The 16,525-nt window shown below is 59.4% G+C and carries 13 protein-coding genes; 3 read left to right on the top strand and 10 right to left on the bottom strand.

Annotated elements, in window-relative coordinates; all coding sequences use genetic code 11:
• Window positions 1–449 precede the first annotated feature (449 nt).
• Genes ACIOYV_RS25845 through ACIOYV_RS25820 form a run of 6 tightly spaced genes read right to left on the bottom strand, consistent with a single transcriptional unit; the run spans window position 450 to window position 6,385 of the window.
• Window positions 450–2,192 carry an ABC transporter substrate-binding protein gene (locus tag ACIOYV_RS25845; protein WP_163913760.1) on the bottom strand — a complete coding sequence of 581 codons (1,743 nt, stop codon included), beginning with the start codon at window positions 2,190–2,192 and terminating at the stop codon, window positions 450–452.
• A 46-nt stretch (window positions 2,193–2,238) separates the two neighbouring features.
• Window positions 2,239–2,511 (bottom strand): DUF2160 domain-containing protein, encoded by a 273-nt coding sequence (locus tag ACIOYV_RS25840; protein ID WP_054053694.1) that lies wholly within the window; start codon window positions 2,509–2,511, stop codon window positions 2,239–2,241.
• A 10-nt stretch (window positions 2,512–2,521) separates the two neighbouring features.
• Window positions 2,522–3,322, bottom strand: a complete 801-nt coding sequence (locus ACIOYV_RS25835) for a carbohydrate ABC transporter permease (protein WP_046047472.1) — start codon at window positions 3,320–3,322, stop codon at window positions 2,522–2,524.
• A gap of 8 nt (window positions 3,323–3,330) precedes the next feature.
• Entirely contained in the window at window positions 3,331–4,197 is an 867-nt protein-coding gene (locus ACIOYV_RS25830; RefSeq protein ID WP_163913756.1) for a carbohydrate ABC transporter permease, read from the bottom strand.
• A complete protein-coding gene (locus ACIOYV_RS25825; protein WP_401328224.1) occupies window positions 4,194–5,291 on the bottom strand; it encodes an ABC transporter ATP-binding protein in 1,098 nt (365 codons plus the stop codon). Before ACIOYV_RS25825 ends, ACIOYV_RS25830 begins: the two co-directional genes overlap by 4 nt.
• Window positions 5,291–6,385, bottom strand: coding sequence for an ABC transporter ATP-binding protein (locus tag ACIOYV_RS25820; protein ID WP_401328221.1), 1,095 nt, complete (start codon window positions 6,383–6,385; stop codon window positions 5,291–5,293). The genes ACIOYV_RS25825 and ACIOYV_RS25820 overlap by 1 nt, the downstream gene beginning before the upstream one ends.
• 372 nt (window positions 6,386–6,757) lie before the next feature.
• Between ACIOYV_RS25820 and ACIOYV_RS25815 the strand changes: the two genes are divergently transcribed.
• A complete protein-coding gene (locus tag ACIOYV_RS25815; RefSeq protein ID WP_401328218.1) occupies window positions 6,758–8,593 on the top strand; it encodes a sigma-54-dependent Fis family transcriptional regulator in 1,836 nt (611 codons plus the stop codon).
• A 215-nt stretch (window positions 8,594–8,808) separates the two neighbouring features.
• On the opposite strand, the gene cysS is transcribed toward ACIOYV_RS25815, so the two are convergent.
• Window positions 8,809–10,191, bottom strand: a complete 1,383-nt coding sequence (cysS, locus tag ACIOYV_RS25810) for a cysteine--tRNA ligase (RefSeq protein ID WP_054053706.1) — start codon at window positions 10,189–10,191, stop codon at window positions 8,809–8,811.
• Window positions 10,192–10,209: 18 nt separating this feature from the next.
• Window positions 10,210–11,910 (bottom strand): glutamine--tRNA ligase/YqeY domain fusion protein, encoded by a 1,701-nt coding sequence (locus ACIOYV_RS25805; RefSeq protein WP_054614113.1) that lies wholly within the window; start codon window positions 11,908–11,910, stop codon window positions 10,210–10,212.
• A 251-nt stretch (window positions 11,911–12,161) separates the two neighbouring features.
• On the opposite strand from ACIOYV_RS25805, the gene ACIOYV_RS25800 reads away from it, so the two are divergent.
• Both ACIOYV_RS25800 and lpxH read left to right on the top strand, forming a co-directional pair.
• Entirely contained in the window at window positions 12,162–12,665 is a 504-nt protein-coding gene (locus ACIOYV_RS25800; protein ID WP_054053931.1) for a peptidylprolyl isomerase, read from the top strand.
• Complete coding sequence (gene lpxH / locus ACIOYV_RS25795; protein WP_401328213.1) at window positions 12,662–13,414, top strand: UDP-2,3-diacylglucosamine diphosphatase; 753 nt, start codon at window positions 12,662–12,664, stop codon at window positions 13,412–13,414. The genes ACIOYV_RS25800 and lpxH overlap by 4 nt, the downstream gene beginning before the upstream one ends.
• A 155-nt stretch (window positions 13,415–13,569) precedes the next feature.
• Here lpxH and ACIOYV_RS25790 read toward each other — a convergent pair whose 3' ends face one another.
• The gene (locus ACIOYV_RS25790) at window positions 13,570–15,099 is read right to left on the bottom strand and encodes a DHA2 family efflux MFS transporter permease subunit (RefSeq protein WP_401328210.1); all 1,530 of its coding nucleotides are present in this window, start codon (window positions 15,097–15,099) and stop codon (window positions 13,570–13,572) included.
• Window positions 15,100–15,296: 197 nt separating this feature from the next.
• On the bottom strand, window positions 15,297–16,511 hold the full coding sequence (locus ACIOYV_RS25785; RefSeq protein ID WP_401328207.1) for an efflux RND transporter periplasmic adaptor subunit: 1,215 nt from the start codon (window positions 16,509–16,511) through the stop codon (window positions 15,297–15,299).
• Window positions 16,512–16,525 lie beyond the last annotated feature (14 nt).

The raw sequence follows: 16,525 nt of genomic DNA, 5'->3' as shown, positions 1-16,525 counted from the left end.
GGTGTTCATATGGGGGTGGGCGCGCAGCGCCGTTCGACGCAGTCGAACACATCGAGAGGAGGTCGAAGCGAAGCCGACCGTAGGCGATGCCCCCAGATGAATACCGGAACGAAGGAACGCCGAGCCTCAGCGAGGGGCCGGACGCTCGGGGCGAGCCTTTTTTTGCTTACTTTTTTTTGGCGTTTGAAAAAAAAGTGAGTCGCCGTAAGGGCGAAACCCTAAGTCGCCGTTACCGCAGGAATGGATATGTACTCCAACTGCAAGAACATCGTCGACTCCCAGGGCCTCTTCACGAGCAAGCCCGCTCCCACAGGGGATTCGGGGTTGTTCGCACATAACGTGTCCACCACAGATCCCTTGTGGGAGCGAGCTTGCTCGCGATGGCGGTCTATCAGACACCAATAAAAACGGCACCTTCCGGTGCCGTTCGCATTTCACATTACAGCTTCTTACTTACGCGCATCCGCCCACGATTTCAGCAGTTCGGTGTAGCTCACGGTTTCGCCTTTAGGCTTCTCGTTCGCCAATTTAGGCTTCGGCGCACCCGGTTGATCGAACCAATACTGCGCATCCCGTTCCGGGTTCATTTTCGGTCCGCAAACCGGTTGCACCTTGGAGCGTTCAAGCCGCGTCATGATGGCGTCCTGGTCCTTGGCCAGGCCATCAAGCGCTTGTTGCGGGGTTTTCTCGCCGCTGGCCGCTTCGGCGATGTGGCTCCACCACAGTTGCGCCAAACGTGGATAGTCCGGCACGTTGGTCCCGGTCGGGGTCCATTGCACGCGGGCCGGGCTGCGGTAGAACTCGACCAGGCCACCGAGCTTCGGTGCCAGGTCGGTCATGGCTTGCGAGTTGATGTCCGACTCACGAATCGGCGTCAGGCCGACGATGGTTTTCTTCAGCGAGACAGTTTTCGAGGTCACAAACTGCGCGTAGAGCCAGGCCGCGAGTTTTTGTTTCTCAGGCGTGGACTTCATGAACGTCCAGGAACCCACGTCCTGATACCCCAGTTTCATGCCCTCCTCCCAATAAGGACCGCGCGGGGACGGCGCCATGCGCCATTTCGGCGTGCCATCGGCATTCACCACCGGCAGGCCCGGTTTGGTCATGTCGGCAGTGAACGCGGTGTACCAGAAGATCTGTTGCGCAATGTTGCCCTGGGACGGCACCGGGCCGGATTCGGAGAAGGTCATGCCCGCCGCTTCCGGTGGCGCGTAAGCCTTGAGCCAGTCGACGTATTTCTGCGTTGCATAGACAGCCGCCGGGCCATTGGTGTCGCCGCCACGGGTGATACTGGAACCGACCGGGTGGCAGTCCTCGACGCGAATGCCCCACTCGTCCACCGGCAAGCCGTTCGGGATGCCTTTGTCACCGGCACCGGCCATGGAGAACCAGGCATCGGTGAAGCGCCAGCCCAGGGACGGGTCTTTCTTGCCGTAGTCCATGTGCCCGTAGATGCGCTTGCCGTCGATTTCCTTGACGTCTTCGCTGAAGAACTTGGCGATGTCTTCATAGGCCGACCAGTTCACCGGCACGCCCAATTCGTAACCGTACTTTTCCTTGAACTTGGCTTTCAGCTCCGGCCGTTCAAACCAGTCGGCGCGGAACCAGTAGAGGTTGGCGAACTGCTGGTCAGGCAGTTGATAGATCTTGCCGTCCGGCGCAGTGGTGAAGGAAATGCCGATGAAGTCCTTGATGTCCAGGGTCGGCGAAGTGAAGTTCTTGCCTTCGTTGGCCATCAGGTCGGTGATCGATTCGGTCTTGCCGTAACGGAAGTGCGTACCGATCAGGTCCGAGTCGTTGACCCAGCCGTCATAAATGCTCTTGTCCGACTGCATCACGGTCTGCAGCTTTTCCACCACGTCGCCTTCTTGCAGCAAGTCGTGGGTCACTTTGATCCCGGTGATTTCGGTAAAGGCCTTGGCCAGCACCTTGGACTCATATTCGTGAGTGGTCAGGGTTTCCGAAACGACCTTGATGTCCATCCCGCGAAATGGCTGGGCAGCCTTGATGAACCACTTCAACTCCTCGAGCTGCTGATCGGCCGTCAGGGTGGACGGTTTGAATTCGCTGCCGATCCACTTTTTCGCCGCGTCTTCGTACGCATCGGCCCAGGCAGATGCGCTCAAACCGCTGAGTGCCAGCATGGCCGCCAATGAAATGCTATGTCGCAGCTTATTGTTTTTATCGAACATAAGACCTCCTGTTAAAGTTTCGGAGCAACATTGCCGAGCGATTCGACTAGCCCCAACGCATCACAGCCAACAGCCACACCAGGGACAACGCGGACGCGACCCAGATGCTCCAGTCGGTGACGCCGATTACCAGCAAATGCAGGTAGGCGCTGCCGAGAAGACCGATAAACAAGCGATCGCCACGGGTGGTGGCAATCGGTAACAAACCACGGCGAAGAATGCTTGGCGAACGCAATTCCCAGGTGGTCATGCCCACCAGGATCAGGCCAATGGCGATGAAGAACGCCGCGGTGGGGGTGGTCCAACTCATCCATTCCATCATCAGCTCCTCAGACCCGACCCAGGGCAAAGCCCTTGGCCACGTGGTTGCGAACAAACCAGATCACCAGCATGCCCGGCAGGATGGTCAACACCCCCGCCGCTGCCAGCACGCCCCAGTCGATGCCGGACGCCGAGACCGTGCGGGTCATCACCGCCGCAATGGGCTTGGCGTTGACCGAGGTCAGCGTCCGCGCCAGCAGCAATTCGACCCAGGAAAACATGAAGCAGAAGAACGCCGTCACCCCGATCCCCGAGCCAATCAACGGCACAAAGATCTTCACGAAGAACTTCGGAAAACTGTAGCCATCAATGTAGGCGGTTTCGTCGATTTCCTTGGGCACCCCGGACATAAAACCTTCCAGAATCCACACCGCCAGCGGCACGTTAAACAGGCAATGCGCCAGCGCCACCGCAATGTGTGTGTCGAACAAGCCAATCGAGGAATACAGCTGGAAGAACGGCAGCAAAAACACCGCCGGTGGCGCCATGCGGTTGGTCAGCAGCCAGAAGAACAGGTGCTTGTCGCCGAGGAAGCGATACCGCGAGAACGCATAGGCCGCCGGTAGCGCCACGCTCAGGGAAATCACCGTGTTCAGGCTCACGTAGTACAGCGAGTTGAGGTAACCGGTGTACCAACTCGGGTCAGTGAAGATCACCTTGTAGTTGGCGAAGGTGAAATCCTGCGGAAACAGGGTCAGGCCGCTGAGGATTTCGGTGTTGCTCTTGAAGGACATGTTCAGCAGCCAGTAGATCGGCACCAGCAGGAACAGGATGTAGATCAGCAATGGAATCAGCTTTCTCTTGCTCATGATGGGCCTCAGCGGTTGGCGTCAGAGTGAGTCATGGCGGTGTAGAACAGCCAGGACACCAACAGGATGATCAGGAAGTACACCAGCGAGAAAGCCGCCGCCGGGCCAAGGTCGAATTGCCCTACGGCCATCTGGGTCAAGGTCTGACTCAGGAAGGTCGTGGCATTCCCCGGACCACCACCCGTCAACACGAACGGCTCGGTGTAGATCATGAAACTGTCCATGAAGCGCAACATCACCGCGATCAGCAGCACGCTCTTGAGCTTGGGCAACTGGATATGTCGGAACACCGCCCAGGACGACGCTCGATCAATCCGTGCTGCCTGGTAGTACACGTCCGGAATCGCCCGCAAACCGGAGAAGCACAGCAGCGCCACCAACGAGGTCCAGTGCCAGACGTCCATCACCAGCACCGTGACCCAGGCGTCCATGGTGTTCGACGCGTAGTTGTAGTTCATGCCCATGGCATTCAGGCTCGAACCGAGTAAACCGATGTCGGCGCGGCCGAAGATCTGCCAGATGGTGCCGACCACGTTCCACGGGATCAGCAGAGGAATCGCCAGGATGATCAACACCAGCGACGACCAGCGGCCCTTGGTCGGCATGGTCAGGGCGATGGCGATGCCCAGCGGGATTTCGATCAGCAACACGCAGCCGGAGTAGATGAACTGGCGCAGCAATGAGTCATGCAAGCGTGGATCGAGCAACACCTGCTTGTACCAGTCGGCGCCGACGAAGTAGCGGCTGGACTGGTCGAAAATGTCCTGCACCGAGTAGTTGACCACGGTCATCATCGGGATCACCGCACTGAACGCCACCAGCAGGAACACCGGCAGGACCAACCACCAGGCCTTGTTGTTTTGCACCTTGTTCATGGCTGCACCTCCAGCAGGTAATCGTCCGCATACACCATCAACCATTGCGCCGGGAAGCTGATATACGCCGTGCCTTCGGGCACCGGTTTGTCTTCCGCCAGGCGCACTTTCAGCGGTACGCCGTCGAGGTTCAGGGTCATGATCTTGTAGGTGCCAAGGTCTTCGATGTGTACGACCTGTGCCTGCATCGCGTCATCAAATGGTTCGTCCCACACGTGGACGAACTCCGGGCGGATACCGACCTTCAGGCTTTTCCACTCGGACTCGGCGATTTGTTTCTGCATCGCGTCGGACAGCGGCAAGTGCGTCGAGGCGAAACCGACACCACCGGGCTGCGGCTGCACGTCGATAAGATTCATCCCCGGGCTGCCGATGAAATAGCCGACAAAGGTGTGGCTCGGCCGTTCAAACAATTCCCGTGGCGTGCCGAACTGCACGATCTGCCCGCCGTACATCACCGCGATCTTGTCGGCGAAGGTCGAGGCTTCGAGTTGGTCGTGGGTGACGTAGACCATGGTGATGTTGAACTGCTCGTGGATCTGCTTGAGCTTGCGCCGCAGTTTCCACTTCAAGTGCGGGTCGATCACCGTCAGCGGCTCGTCAAACAGGATCGCCGAGACGTCATCGCGCACCAGCCCACGACCCATGGAGACTTTCTGTTTTTCATCGGCGGTGAGGTTGCGCGCCTTTTTGCTCAGCAGCGCCTGGAGGTCGAGGACCTCGGCAATTTCCTGCACCTTGCTGTGAATTTTCGCCTCGCCCATGCCCTGGTTTCGCAGCGGGAAAGCCAGGTTGTCGAACACCGTCATGGTGTCGTAGACCACCGGAAACTGGAAAACCTGGGCGATGTTGCGTTTCTCCGGGGTCAGGTCGTTGACGACTTTGCTGTCGAACAGCACCTGGCCCTGGGACGGGCTGAGCAGCCCGGAAATGATGTTGAGCAAGGTCGACTTGCCGCAACCCGACGGCCCGAGCAAAGCATAAGCACCGCCCTGCTCCCAGATGTGGTCCATCTCGCGAATGGCGTAGTCCTCAGGCCCACTCGGGGTGCGGGTGTAGCTGTGGGCGAGGTTCTGCAAACGAATTTCGGCCATCAGGCAACCCTCGCGATACGGCGACCGGGCGCCTGGACCAGCCGCCCCTGCATATCGAAGACGAACAGTTTATGGGTCGGAATATAGATGCGAATCGGCGCATCGACGTCGTATTCGTGGACGCCCGGCAAGTGCAGCACCAACAGGAAATGCTCGTTGCGCACATGCAGGAAAGTTTCCGAACCGCTGATCTCGGCCACCTCGACGGTCACCGCCAGTTCCAGGTCGTCGTCGTTGCTCGGCACCAGGGAAATGTGGCTCGGGCGCACGCCGAAGCGGAACTCGCCCTCGCCCACCGGGCGCAGATCGACGTTCAGCGGGAAGTGCACGAAATTCGCGAAACTCACTTCGTTGCCGGCAATACGCCCCGGCATCAGGTTGATCGGCGGCTCGGAAAACAACTCCGCCGCCAGCACCGTTTGCGGCTGGTGATAGACCTCGGAGGACTTGCCGCTCTGAATCACCCGGCCTTCATGCAGAATCGTGGTGGTGCCGCCCAGCGCGAGGGCTTCGTTGGGTTCGGTGGTGGCGTAGATGGCGATGGTGTGCCGCGCCTTGAACAACTCGCGCATTTCCTGACGCAGTTCTTCGCGCAGTTTGTAGTCGAGGTTGACCAGCGGTTCATCGAACAGGATCAGCTCGGCATCTTTGACCAGCGCCCGGGCCATCGCCGTGCGTTGTTGCTGGCCACCGGACAATTCAAGCGGATGGCGCTGGAGGAATTTCTCGATGCGCAGCATCTTCGCGGTTTCCAGCACTTTGCTCTGGATCACCTCGTTCGACACACCGCCTTGGCGCAACGGCGAGGCGATGTTCTCGAACACCGTCATGGTCGGGTAGTTGATGAACTGCTGGTAGACCATCGACACGTTGCGCAGACGCACCGGGCGTTGGGTGACGTCGACGCCGTTCATCAGGATGCGCCCGCTGTCGGGCTTGTCCAGGCCGGCCATCAGGCGCATGAGGCTGGTTTTGCCGGACAGCGTGCGCCCGAGCAAAACGTTGAAGGATCCAGGTTCGAAAACAAGGCACGCATCGTCGATCCAGATCTGGCCCTCGACGGTACAGCTGACGTGCTCCAGGGTTAATGACATGGCTCGGCCTTTTTATTATTTGGAGTCAAGCGACCGTAGCGATAGAGCGACATTCGTGCCAGAAATTACAAGTGGTTGATCTGGTTTGAAAATCCTTGGAAATAGAGGAAAACCGCGTTCGTTGCTGAACAGAAATGAACAGTTGCGGCTGAACAACTGAACACTTCGGCGGTTGACAATGAACAATAGTGAACAACACTCTATTAGCACTTTTGTGCCATGTGTTGCCCTTGTAGGAGCCAGGCTTGCCGGCGAAGGCGATCTCCCCGACGCCTTCGCGGGCAAGCCTCGCTCCTACAGGGTTATGTGGCGCATCAAGTGTTGTGTAGTACCCATAAAAACAATAAAAGCTCTGCTCAGAGATCGACTGCCATGGCCGTACCCGCCTCGCCGCTCTCCCATGACGCCATCATTCAGGACTCCTGGTCCCGCTGCCGCGCGTTCGGTCTCAATCACCACAGCGTGCCGACCTTCGACCAGTTGCCGGCCGATGGCATCGCGCAGTTGCTGGAAAGCCAGCACTCCCTGGTGCAGACCACCCATCAGGAAGTCCTGCCGTATTACGAGAACATCCTCAGCAACTCCAATTGCCTGATCATGCTCGCCGACAATCAAGGCCAAGTGCTCACGTCCTGGGGCACCCAGCGCTTTATCGAACCGAGCCTGACCCGGGGTTTCAGCGCCGGTGCCAGTTGGATGGAGCGTTGCAGCGGCACCAACGCGATCGGCACTGCCCTGGCCTGCGAGCAAGCGGTGCATATCGAACACGATGAACACTTCCTGAAAGCCAACCGCTTCATGACCGGGTCCGCCGCGCCGATTTTCGATGCCGAGCGCAAGGTGATCGCGGTGCTCGACGTGTCCAGCGACAGCTACCTGCCGCCGTCCCACACCCTGGGCATGGTCAAGATGATGAGCCAGACCGTGGAGAACCGGCTGATCCTGAACCTGTTCCACGGCCAGCATTTTCAACTGACCTTCAACACCGGATTGAACAACCTCGACAGCCAATGGGCCGGGTTGCTGATTTTCGACGAGACCGGGCAAGTGCTGTCGGCCAATCGCCGGGCTGACAATTTGCTGGGCATCAGCTTGTCGCGGGTCAGCGTGGAAAGTCTGTTCAAGGTTTCATTGCTGGAGTTGTTGAACCAGCCGGATGGTTTGCCGTTTGCCCTGCAAGCGTCCGGGCGCAACCGTTTCCAGTGCCTGCTGAAGCGGCCGAAACAGGCGCCGATTCAGGCTAGAGTGTTTACTGAGCCAAGTGTTGCAACACCGCCGACCGCCATCAGCCTGAACACCCTGCATTTCGGCGACAGCCGTGTGGAAAAAGCCGTGCGTCAGGCCGAACGTTTGCTGGAGAAAGACATTCCGCTGCTGATCCACGGCGAAACCGGGGTCGGCAAGGAGGTCTTCGTCAAAGCCCTGCACCAGGCCAGCTCCCGCAGCAAACAACCGTTTATCGCCGTCAACTGTGCAGCGATCCCCGCCGAACTGGTTGAGTCCGAGCTGTTTGGCTACGAGAAAGGCGCGTTCACCGGTGCCAACCAGAAAGGCAGCATCGGGCTGATCCGCAAGGCTGACAAAGGCACCCTCTTCCTCGATGAAATCGGCGACATGCCGCTGCCGACCCAGGCCCGTTTGTTGCGCGTGTTGCAGGAGCGCTGCGTGCAACCGGTGGGCAGCAGCGAGTTGTTCCCGGTGGATATCCGCATTATTTCCGCCACCAACCGCTCGTTACGCGAGCAGGTGCAACTGGGGCGGTTTCGTGAAGACCTGTATTACCGGATCGGCGGCTTGACCCTGGAATTGCCACCGTTAAGGGAACGCAGCGACAAACAGGCGCTGTTCAAGCGCTTGTGGGAGCAACATCGCGAGCCGTCGCAATGGGCCGGGTTGAGCCGTGAGGTGATGGAGTTGTTCAGCCGACATCCGTGGCCGGGGAATTTAAGGCAGGTCAGCAGCGTGATGCAGGTAGCGCTGGCCATGGCTGAGGAACAACCGGTCAAGCCTGAGCATTTGCCGGATGATTTTTTTGTCGATCTGGAGATGGAACCGGTGGAACCCGCAGAACCGTTGGCGGTGGATTTGAATGATGCAGAAGATTTGAATCGGTTGTTGCAGGCGGCTGGGGGGAATATTTCGCATCTGGCGCGGCGGTTGGGGGTTAGCCGGAATACGTTGTACAAGCGGTTGCGCCAGGCTGAGTGACGAGTCATCCGCGATGGTGGGGCCTGGCGAAAGACTATTCGCGGGCAAGCCTCGCTCCTACAGGACGGTGTCGTTCGCCAATAATGTGAACGACATAAATCCTGTAGGAGCGAGGCTTGCCCGCGAAGACGTCAGCCCTGCCACCGCAGCATTGACGCCAGGCCCAAAAACAAAAACCCGCACTAGGCGGGTTTTGTTTGTAACGAACACAGCTATCAGTCAGCCAAACGCCAGGTCGTGCCGCCCTTGCCGTCTTCCAGCACTACGCCCATGGCGGTGAGCTGGTCGCGGATGCGGTCGGATTCGGCCCAGTCCTTGTTGGCACGAGCCGCCAGACGCGCAGCAATCAGCGCATCCACTTCAGCCGCATCAACCCGGCCTTCAGCGCCAGCCTGCAAGAAATCATCGGCTTCGAGCTGCAACACACCCAGCACACTCGCCAGTTCCTTCAAGCGTGCCGCCAGACCCGCCGCTGCATCGAGATCGCTCTCGCGCAGACGGTTGATCTCACGGACCATCTCGAACAGCACCGCGCAAGCTTCCGGCGTGCCGAAGTCGTCGTTCATCACCTGGGTGAAACGCTCGACAAACGCTTCGCCGCCAGCCGGAGCGACGCTCGGCAGACCTTTCAACGCGTGGTAGAAACGCTCGAGTGCGCCCTTGGCGTCCTTGAGGTTGTCTTCCGAATAGTTGATCGCGCTGCGGTAGTGGCTCGACACCAGCAGGTAACGCACGACTTCCGGGTGGTACTTTTCCAGCACGTCGCGAATGGTGAAGAAGTTGTTCAAGGACTTGGACATCTTCTCGCCATTGATGCGAATCATGCCGCAATGCATCCACGCGTTGGCGTAGGTCTTGCCGGTCGCCGCTTCGCTCTGAGCGATTTCGTTTTCATGGTGCGGAAACTCAAGGTCACTGCCGCCGCCATGAATGTCGAAGGTCTCGCCCAGGCAGCAGGTCGACATCACCGAGCACTCGATGTGCCAGCCCGGACGACCGTCGCCCCACGGCGATGGCCAGCTCGGCTCGCCCGGCTTGGCGCCTTTCCACAGCACGAAGTCCAGCGGGTCCTGCTTGGACTCGTCGACTTCGATCCGCGCGCCGATGCGCAGGTCTTCGATTTTCTTGCGCGACAGCTTGCCGTAGCCCATGAACTTGGCGACGCGGTAGTACACGTCGCCATTGCCCGGGGCGTAGGCGTAACCCTTGTCGATCAGGGTCTGGATCATGCTCTGCATGCCAGCGATGTGATCGGTGGCCCGCGGCTCCATATCCGGCTTGAGGATGTTGAGGCGCGCCTCATCCTCGTGCATCGCAGTGATCATGCGCTCGGTCAGCACGTCGAACGGCTCGCCGTTCTCCTTGGCCCGATTGATGATCTTGTCTTCAATGTCGGTGATGTTGCGCACATAGGTCAGGTTATAACCGCTGAACCGCAACCAGCGGGTCACCAGGTCGAACGCGACCATGCTGCGGCCGTGGCCAATGTGGCAGTAGTCGTACACGGTCATCCCGCAGACGTACATGCGCACATTGTTGCCATCCAGAGGCTTGAAGACTTCTTTGCTCTTGGTGAGCGTGTTGTAGATCGTTAACACTTTAATTGTTTCCTTGAATCACTGGCCCCACGAATCACGCAAGGTCACGGTACGGTTGAATACCGGAGCGCCCGGTTTCGAGTCCTTGATATCCGCGCAGAAGTAACCTTCGCGCTCGAACTGGAAACGGTCTTCCGGCTGTGCATTGCCCAGCGAAGGCTCAGCACGACAACCAGTGAGAACTTGCAGCGAGTCAGGGTTGATGTTGTCCAGGAAACTGGCGCTGTCTTCAGCCTTTTCAGGGTTCGGTGAACGGAACAGGCGATCGTACAGGCGCACTTCGCACTCGACGCTTTCCGCTGCCGGCACCCAGTGCACCACGCCTTTGACCTTGCGGCCTTCAGGGTTCTTGCCGAGGGTTTCCGGGTCATACGAGCAACGCAGTTCGACGATGTTGCCATCGGCGTCCTTGATCGCTTCGTCGGCGCGGATCACGTAGCTGCCGCGCAGACGCACTTCGCCGTTCGGCTCCAGGCGTTTGTAGCCTTTTGGCGGCTCTTCCATGAAGTCATCGTGGTCGATGTAGATTTCACGGGAGAACGGCAGCTTGCGCACGCCCAGCTCTTCTTTCTGCGGATGACGTGGCAGTTCGAGGTGATCGACCTTGTCTTCCGGGTAATTGGTAATCACGACCTTCAACGGACGCAGCACGCACATGGCGCGCGGAGCGTTCTGGTCCAGATCCTGACGGATGCTGAATTCAAGCATGCCGAAATCCACCACGCCGTCGGAACGGTTGGTACCGACCATGTCGCAGAAGTTACGGATCGACGCTGGCGTGTAGCCACGACGGCGGAAGCCCGACAGCGTGGACATGCGCGGGTCGTCCCAGCCGAACACGTGCTTTTCATCGACCAGTTGCTTGAGCTTGCGCTTGCTGGTGATGGTGTAGTTCAGGTTCAGACGGCTGAATTCGTACTGACGCGGGTGCGCCGGCACTGGCAGCGCGTCCAGGAACCAGTCGTACAGCGGACGATGGCTTTCGAACTCCAGGGTGCAGATCGAGTGAGTGATGCCTTCGATGGCGTCCGACTGACCGTGGGTGAAGTCGTAGTTCGGGTAGATGCACCACTTGTCACCGGTCTGGTGGTGGTGAGCGTGACGGATGCGATACATGATCGGGTCGCGCAGGTTCATGTTCGGCGAGGCCATGTCGATCTTGGCCCGCAGCACGCGTGCGCCGTCCTGGAATTCGCCGGCCTTCATGCGGGCGAACCAGTCGAGGTTTTCTTCCACGGAGCGGTCACGGAACGGGCTGTTCTTGCCCGGCTCGGTCAGGGTGCCACGGTATTCCTTGGCTTGTTCCGGGCTCAGGTCGTCGACGTAGGCCTTGCCGGCCTTGATCAGCTCGACGGCCCAGTCGTGCAACTGGTCGAAATACTGCGAGGCATAGCGCACTTCACCGGACCATTCGAAGCCCAGCCATTTGATGTCGCTTTCGATCGCGTCGATGTATTCCTGGTCTTCCTTGGCCGGGTTGGTGTCGTCGAAACGCAGGTGCGTGACGCCGCCAAATTCCTGGGCCAGGCCGAAGTTCACGCAAATCGACTTGGCGTGACCGATGTGCAGGTAGCCGTTGGGCTCAGGCGGGAAACGGGTGACGATCTGCGTGTGCTTACCCGAGTCCAGGTCCGCCTGGATGATCGGGCGCAGGAAATTGACCGGCACGGCAGGGCCGGTCTTGGCATTCGAGGTAGGGTCGACAGTGGGCTTGCTCATAGGATCCTTGAACGTACAAGTGCGTGGCCGGAACGAAAGGCCTGACAAAACAAAGCCGCTATCATAGCCGATGCTGTCAAGCCGCTGACAGAGCGGGCCCTAAAACAGGTGCGTTTAATCCACCTGTTTTGAAAAACAGCCTCGAAATTCGCGCCTGTCGCGCTAAACTGCGCACCTTGGTCGAGACAGACCAGACCGGTTGCGGGCCGAAACGCCCCGAAACCCACGAATTTCTTGAAAGAGTGCCGATCATGACCCAAGTCAAACTGACCACCAACCACGGCGACATCGTCCTGGAACTGAACGCTGAAAAAGCACCGGTTACCGTTGCCAACTTCATCGAATACGTCAAAGCCGGCCACTACGAAAACACTGTTTTCCACCGTGTCATCGGTAACTTCATGATCCAGGGCGGCGGTTTCGAGCCAGGCATGAAAGAAAAGAAAGACAAGCGCCCAAGCATCCAGAACGAAGCCGACAACGGCCTGCCGAACGAGAAGTACACCGTGGCCATGGCTCGCACCATGGAGCCGCATTCGGCTTCCGCCCAGTTCTTCATCAACGTGGCTGACAACAGCTTCCTGAACCACAGCGCCAAGACCACCCAGGGCTGGGGCTACGCGGTATTCGCCAAAGTGGTTGCCGGCACTGAAGTCGTCGACAAGATCAAAGGCGTGAGCACCACTTCCAAGTCCGGCCACCAGGACGTACCTGCAGAAGACGTGATCATCGAGAAAGCCGAGATCATTGAGTGATACTGCTGATTTCAGACTTGCATCTGGAAGAGGAGCGCCCGGACATAACCCGGGCGTTTCTGGATTTGCTCGCCGGACGCGCCCGTTCGGCGAGTGCGTTGTACATCTTGGGCGACTTTTTCGAGGCGTGGATTGGCGACGATGCCATGACGCCGTTCCAGCGTTCCATCTGCCAGGCCCTGCGCAATCTCAGCGACAGCGGCACGGCGATTTTTCTGATGCACGGCAATCGCGACTTCATGCTCGGCAAGGCCTTCTGTAAACAGGCCGGCTGCACGCTGTTGAAAGACCCGAGTGTCGTGCAACTCTACGGCGAGCCGGTGCTATTGATGCACGGTGACAGCCTCTGCACCCGCGATGTCGGCTATATGAAGCTGCGTCGCTACCTGCGTAACCCGGTCACCCTGTTCATCCTGCGCCATCTGCCCCTGCGCACCCGCCATAACCTGGCGCGCAAACTGCGCAGCGAAAGCCGTGCGCAGACGCGGATGAAGGCCAATGACATCGTCGATGTAACACCGGAAGAAGTGCCGCGGATCATGCAGGAATATGGCGTGAAGACGCTGATCCATGGGCATACCCATCGACCGGCGATTCACAAGTTGCAGATTGGCGAGCAAGCGGCCCGGCGCATTGTGCTGGGGGATTGGGATCGTCAGGGCTGGGCATTGCAAGTGGATGAGCAAGGGTTTGCCCTCGCCCCGTTCGACTTCGCCCCGCCGCCGCAGTTGGCCGCCCCAACCCACTAAACACTTGCGCAATCCCTGTAGGAGCGAGGCTTGCCCGCGAAGGCGTCGTGTCAGTCAATATCTCTATCAACTGACACACCGCCTTCGCGGGCAAGCCTCGCTCCTACAAAGGGATCTTCGGTGCAGGCCCGCTCCCACAGGGGAATGTGTTTTGCTTAGTGGCCCGAAGAAGCCGGCCCCGCCTTCGCCGCAAATGGCGGTTTCGCCAGCCACACGATCAGCATCAACCCCATGAATCCCCAACCCAGCAACGTGAAGTAATCCACGGTGGAGAGCATGTACGCCTGGCTGGTCAGCACTTGGTCGAGTTGCGCATACGCCGGGGTACTCGCCCCGCCCAAGGCGTGCAAGGCGTCCCGGGTCGGTTGGTCGTAGGTGGTGATGCTTTCGCTCAGGTACGCATGATGTTGATCCGCCCGGCGAATCCAGATCCACGTCGTCAACGACGCCGCGAAACTACCGCCCAAAGTCCGCAGGAAGGTCGCCAGGCCTGCGCCGTCGGCGATCTGGCTCGGCGGGAGGTCCGACATCAGGATGCTCAGGGTCGGCATAAAGAACAGCGCCACGCCAATCCCCATGAACAGCTGCACCAGGGCGATGTGCTGGAAGTCCACCTCGTTGGTGAACCCGGCGCGCATGAAGCAGCTCAGGCCAATCGCCAGGAACGCCAGCCCGGCCAGCAGTCGCAGGTCGAACTTGTGCGCGTACTTGCCGACAAACGGTGACATCAGCACCGGCAGAATCCCGATCGGCGCCACCGCCAAACCAGCCCAGGTGGCCGTGTAACCCATCTGGGTTTGCAGCCATTGCGGCAGGATCAAGTTGATGCCGAAGAAACCGGCGTAACCCAGCACCAACACAATCGTGCCGATGCGGAAGTTGCGGTAAGCGAACAACCGCAAGTTGACCACCGGATGCTTGTCGGTCATTTCCCAAATCACGAACACCGCCAGGGCAATCACCGAAATCGCCGCACCGATGATGATGAAGTTCGATTCGAACCAGTCCAGGTCGTTGCCTTTATCGAGGATTATCTGCAACGCGCCGACGCCAATGATCAGCGTAATCAAACCGACGTAATCCATCGGCTGGCGACTGGTTTCCACCGGACGCGCCTTGAGCTGCGAGCGCACCACCATCACCGCGAAAATCCCGATCGGTACGTTGATGAAGAAGATCCACGGCCAGCTATAGCTGTCGGTAATCCAGCCACCGAGGATCGGGCCGGCAATCGGCGCCACCACCGTGACCATCGCCAGCAACGCCAAGGCCATGCCGCGCCTGGCCGGGGGGTACACCGCAATCAGCAGCGTTTGGGTCATCGGGTACAACGGCCCGGCCACCAGGCCTTGCAGCACGCGGAAACCGATCAGCTCCGGCATCGAGGTCGAGATACCGCAAAGAAACGAGGCCAGAACAAACAGGATGGTGGCCCAGAGAAACAGCTTCACCTCACCGAAACGCCGGCTCAGCCAACCGGTCAGCGGCAGCGCAATCGCGTTGCTCACGGCAAACGAAGTGATCACCCAGGTGCCCTGCTCCGAACTCACGCCCAGGTTGCCGGAAATCGTCGGCAAGGCCACGTTGGCGATGGTGGTGTCAAGCACTTGCATGAAGGTCGCCAGCGACAGGCCGATGGTGCTGAGCACCAGGCTGGGCGGCGTGAAAGAGGCGTTATTGCTCATCGCGAATCCTATGGAACCTGATTGGCGCCACGCCTGTTACAGACGCAGCAAGCCTTGTGGGAGCCTTTGTGGCGAGGGAGCTTGCTCCCGCTCGACTGCGAAGCAGTCGTAAAGCTTTTGGGGCCGCTTCGCGACCCAGCGGGAGCAAGCTCCCTCGCCACAAAGGCTTGCTCCCACAGGGTCGGTGTGATGGCAATTTAGCGTTGCGCGGTCTTGCTGACCGCAGCGCTGTTGTCATGGATCAACTGCGCGATCATCGCGTCGGCCTCGGCCAACTGACGGTCATAGACGTTGGTGCTGAAAGAAGCCTTTTGTGGCGGCTGTTGCGCCAGCACCGGGCCGCTCTGGTCGTGCAGGTTCACATCGACCTGGGTCGACAGGCCGACGCGCAACGGGTGCTTGGCCAGTTCTTCGGCATTCACGTGAATCCGCACCGGCACACGCTGAACAATCTTGATCCAGTTACCGGTAGCGTTCTGCGCTGGCAGCAAGGCAAACGCGCTGCCGGTGCCGGCGCCGAGGCTGTCGATGGTGCCGCTGAATTTCACGTCGCTGCCGTACAGGTCGGCCTCGATGTCCACCGGTTGGCCGATGCGCATGTCACGCAGTTGGGTTTCCTTGAAGTTGGCGTCGATCCACAGTTGATCCAGTGGAATCACTGCCATCAGCGCGGTACCCGGCTGAACACGCTGGCCCAATTGCACCGAACGTTTGGCCACGTAACCGGTGACCGGCGCAATCAGGGTGCTGCGGGAATTGTTCAAGTAAGCCTGACGCAGTTGCGCGGCGGCGGACATCACGTCCGGGTGCGACGACACCACGGTGTCATCCACCAGCGCGCTGGTGGTTTTCAGCTGTTGTTGCGCATTGGCCAAGGCGTTTTGCGCCGAGGTCAGGTCGTCGCGAGCGTGGGACAGTTCTTCCTGGGAAATCGCGCCGCCAGCGGCGAGGTTTTTCCGGCGGTTGAAGTTGTCCTGGGCTTTCTGCACGTTAGCCTGCTGGGCATTGACCTGGGCGCGCATGCCGTCGACGTTGCTGTACAAACCGCGAACCTGACGCACGGTGCGAGCGAGGTTGGCCTGGGCACTTTGCAGCCCGACTTCGGCGTCGTTCGGGTCGAAGTTGACCAGCACCTGGCCTTCATGGACCAGATCGCCATCATCGGCGCCGATGCTGACCACGGTGCCGGTGACCAGCGGCGTGATTTCCACCACGTTGCCGTTCACATAGGCGTCGTCGGTGCTTTCGTTCCAACGACCGTAGAACTCGTGATATGCCCAGACGCCGGCACCGGCGAGGATCACCAGAATCGCCAGCACCACCAGCATGACTTTACGTTTGCGCGGGTTGCTGGTGTCTTGGGCGTTTTCAGGCGCTTGATGGGTTGGAGCAGAAGTAGTTTCGGTGGCCATGACAGTTACCTTGA

Source organism: Pseudomonas sp. NPDC087342 (assembly GCF_044744265.1).
In the GTDB taxonomy this organism is placed as follows: Bacteria; Pseudomonadota; Gammaproteobacteria; order Pseudomonadales; family Pseudomonadaceae; genus Aquipseudomonas; species Aquipseudomonas nunensis.
This window is presented reverse-complemented; position numbering and strand designations above follow the sequence as displayed.

What these genes read in the sequence shown, in the direction of transcription:
- ACIOYV_RS25845 (WP_163913760.1), bottom strand. Translation starts at nt 2,192, where the DNA reads ATGTTCGATAAAAACAATAAGCTGCGACATAGCATTTCATTGGCGGCC.
- ACIOYV_RS25840 (WP_054053694.1), bottom strand. Translation starts at nt 2,511, where the DNA reads ATGGAATGGATGAGTTGGACCACCCCCACCGCGGCGTTCTTCATCGCC.
- ACIOYV_RS25835 (WP_046047472.1), bottom strand. Translation starts at nt 3,322, where the DNA reads ATGAGCAAGAGAAAGCTGATTCCATTGCTGATCTACATCCTGTTCCTG.
- ACIOYV_RS25830 (WP_163913756.1), bottom strand. Translation starts at nt 4,197, where the DNA reads ATGAACAAGGTGCAAAACAACAAGGCCTGGTGGTTGGTCCTGCCGGTG.
- ACIOYV_RS25825 (WP_401328224.1), bottom strand. Translation starts at nt 5,291, where the DNA reads ATGGCCGAAATTCGTTTGCAGAACCTCGCCCACAGCTACACCCGCACC.
- ACIOYV_RS25820 (WP_401328221.1), bottom strand. Translation starts at nt 6,385, where the DNA reads ATGTCATTAACCCTGGAGCACGTCAGCTGTACCGTCGAGGGCCAGATC.
- ACIOYV_RS25815 (WP_401328218.1), top strand. Translation starts at nt 6,758, where the DNA reads ATGGCCGTACCCGCCTCGCCGCTCTCCCATGACGCCATCATTCAGGAC.
- ACIOYV_RS25805 (WP_054614113.1), bottom strand. Translation starts at nt 11,910, where the DNA reads ATGAGCAAGCCCACTGTCGACCCTACCTCGAATGCCAAGACCGGCCCT.
- ACIOYV_RS25800 (WP_054053931.1), top strand. Translation starts at nt 12,162, where the DNA reads ATGACCCAAGTCAAACTGACCACCAACCACGGCGACATCGTCCTGGAA.
- ACIOYV_RS25790 (WP_401328210.1), bottom strand. Translation starts at nt 15,099, where the DNA reads ATGAGCAATAACGCCTCTTTCACGCCGCCCAGCCTGGTGCTCAGCACC.
- ACIOYV_RS25785 (WP_401328207.1), bottom strand. Translation starts at nt 16,511, where the DNA reads ATGGCCACCGAAACTACTTCTGCTCCAACCCATCAAGCGCCTGAAAAC.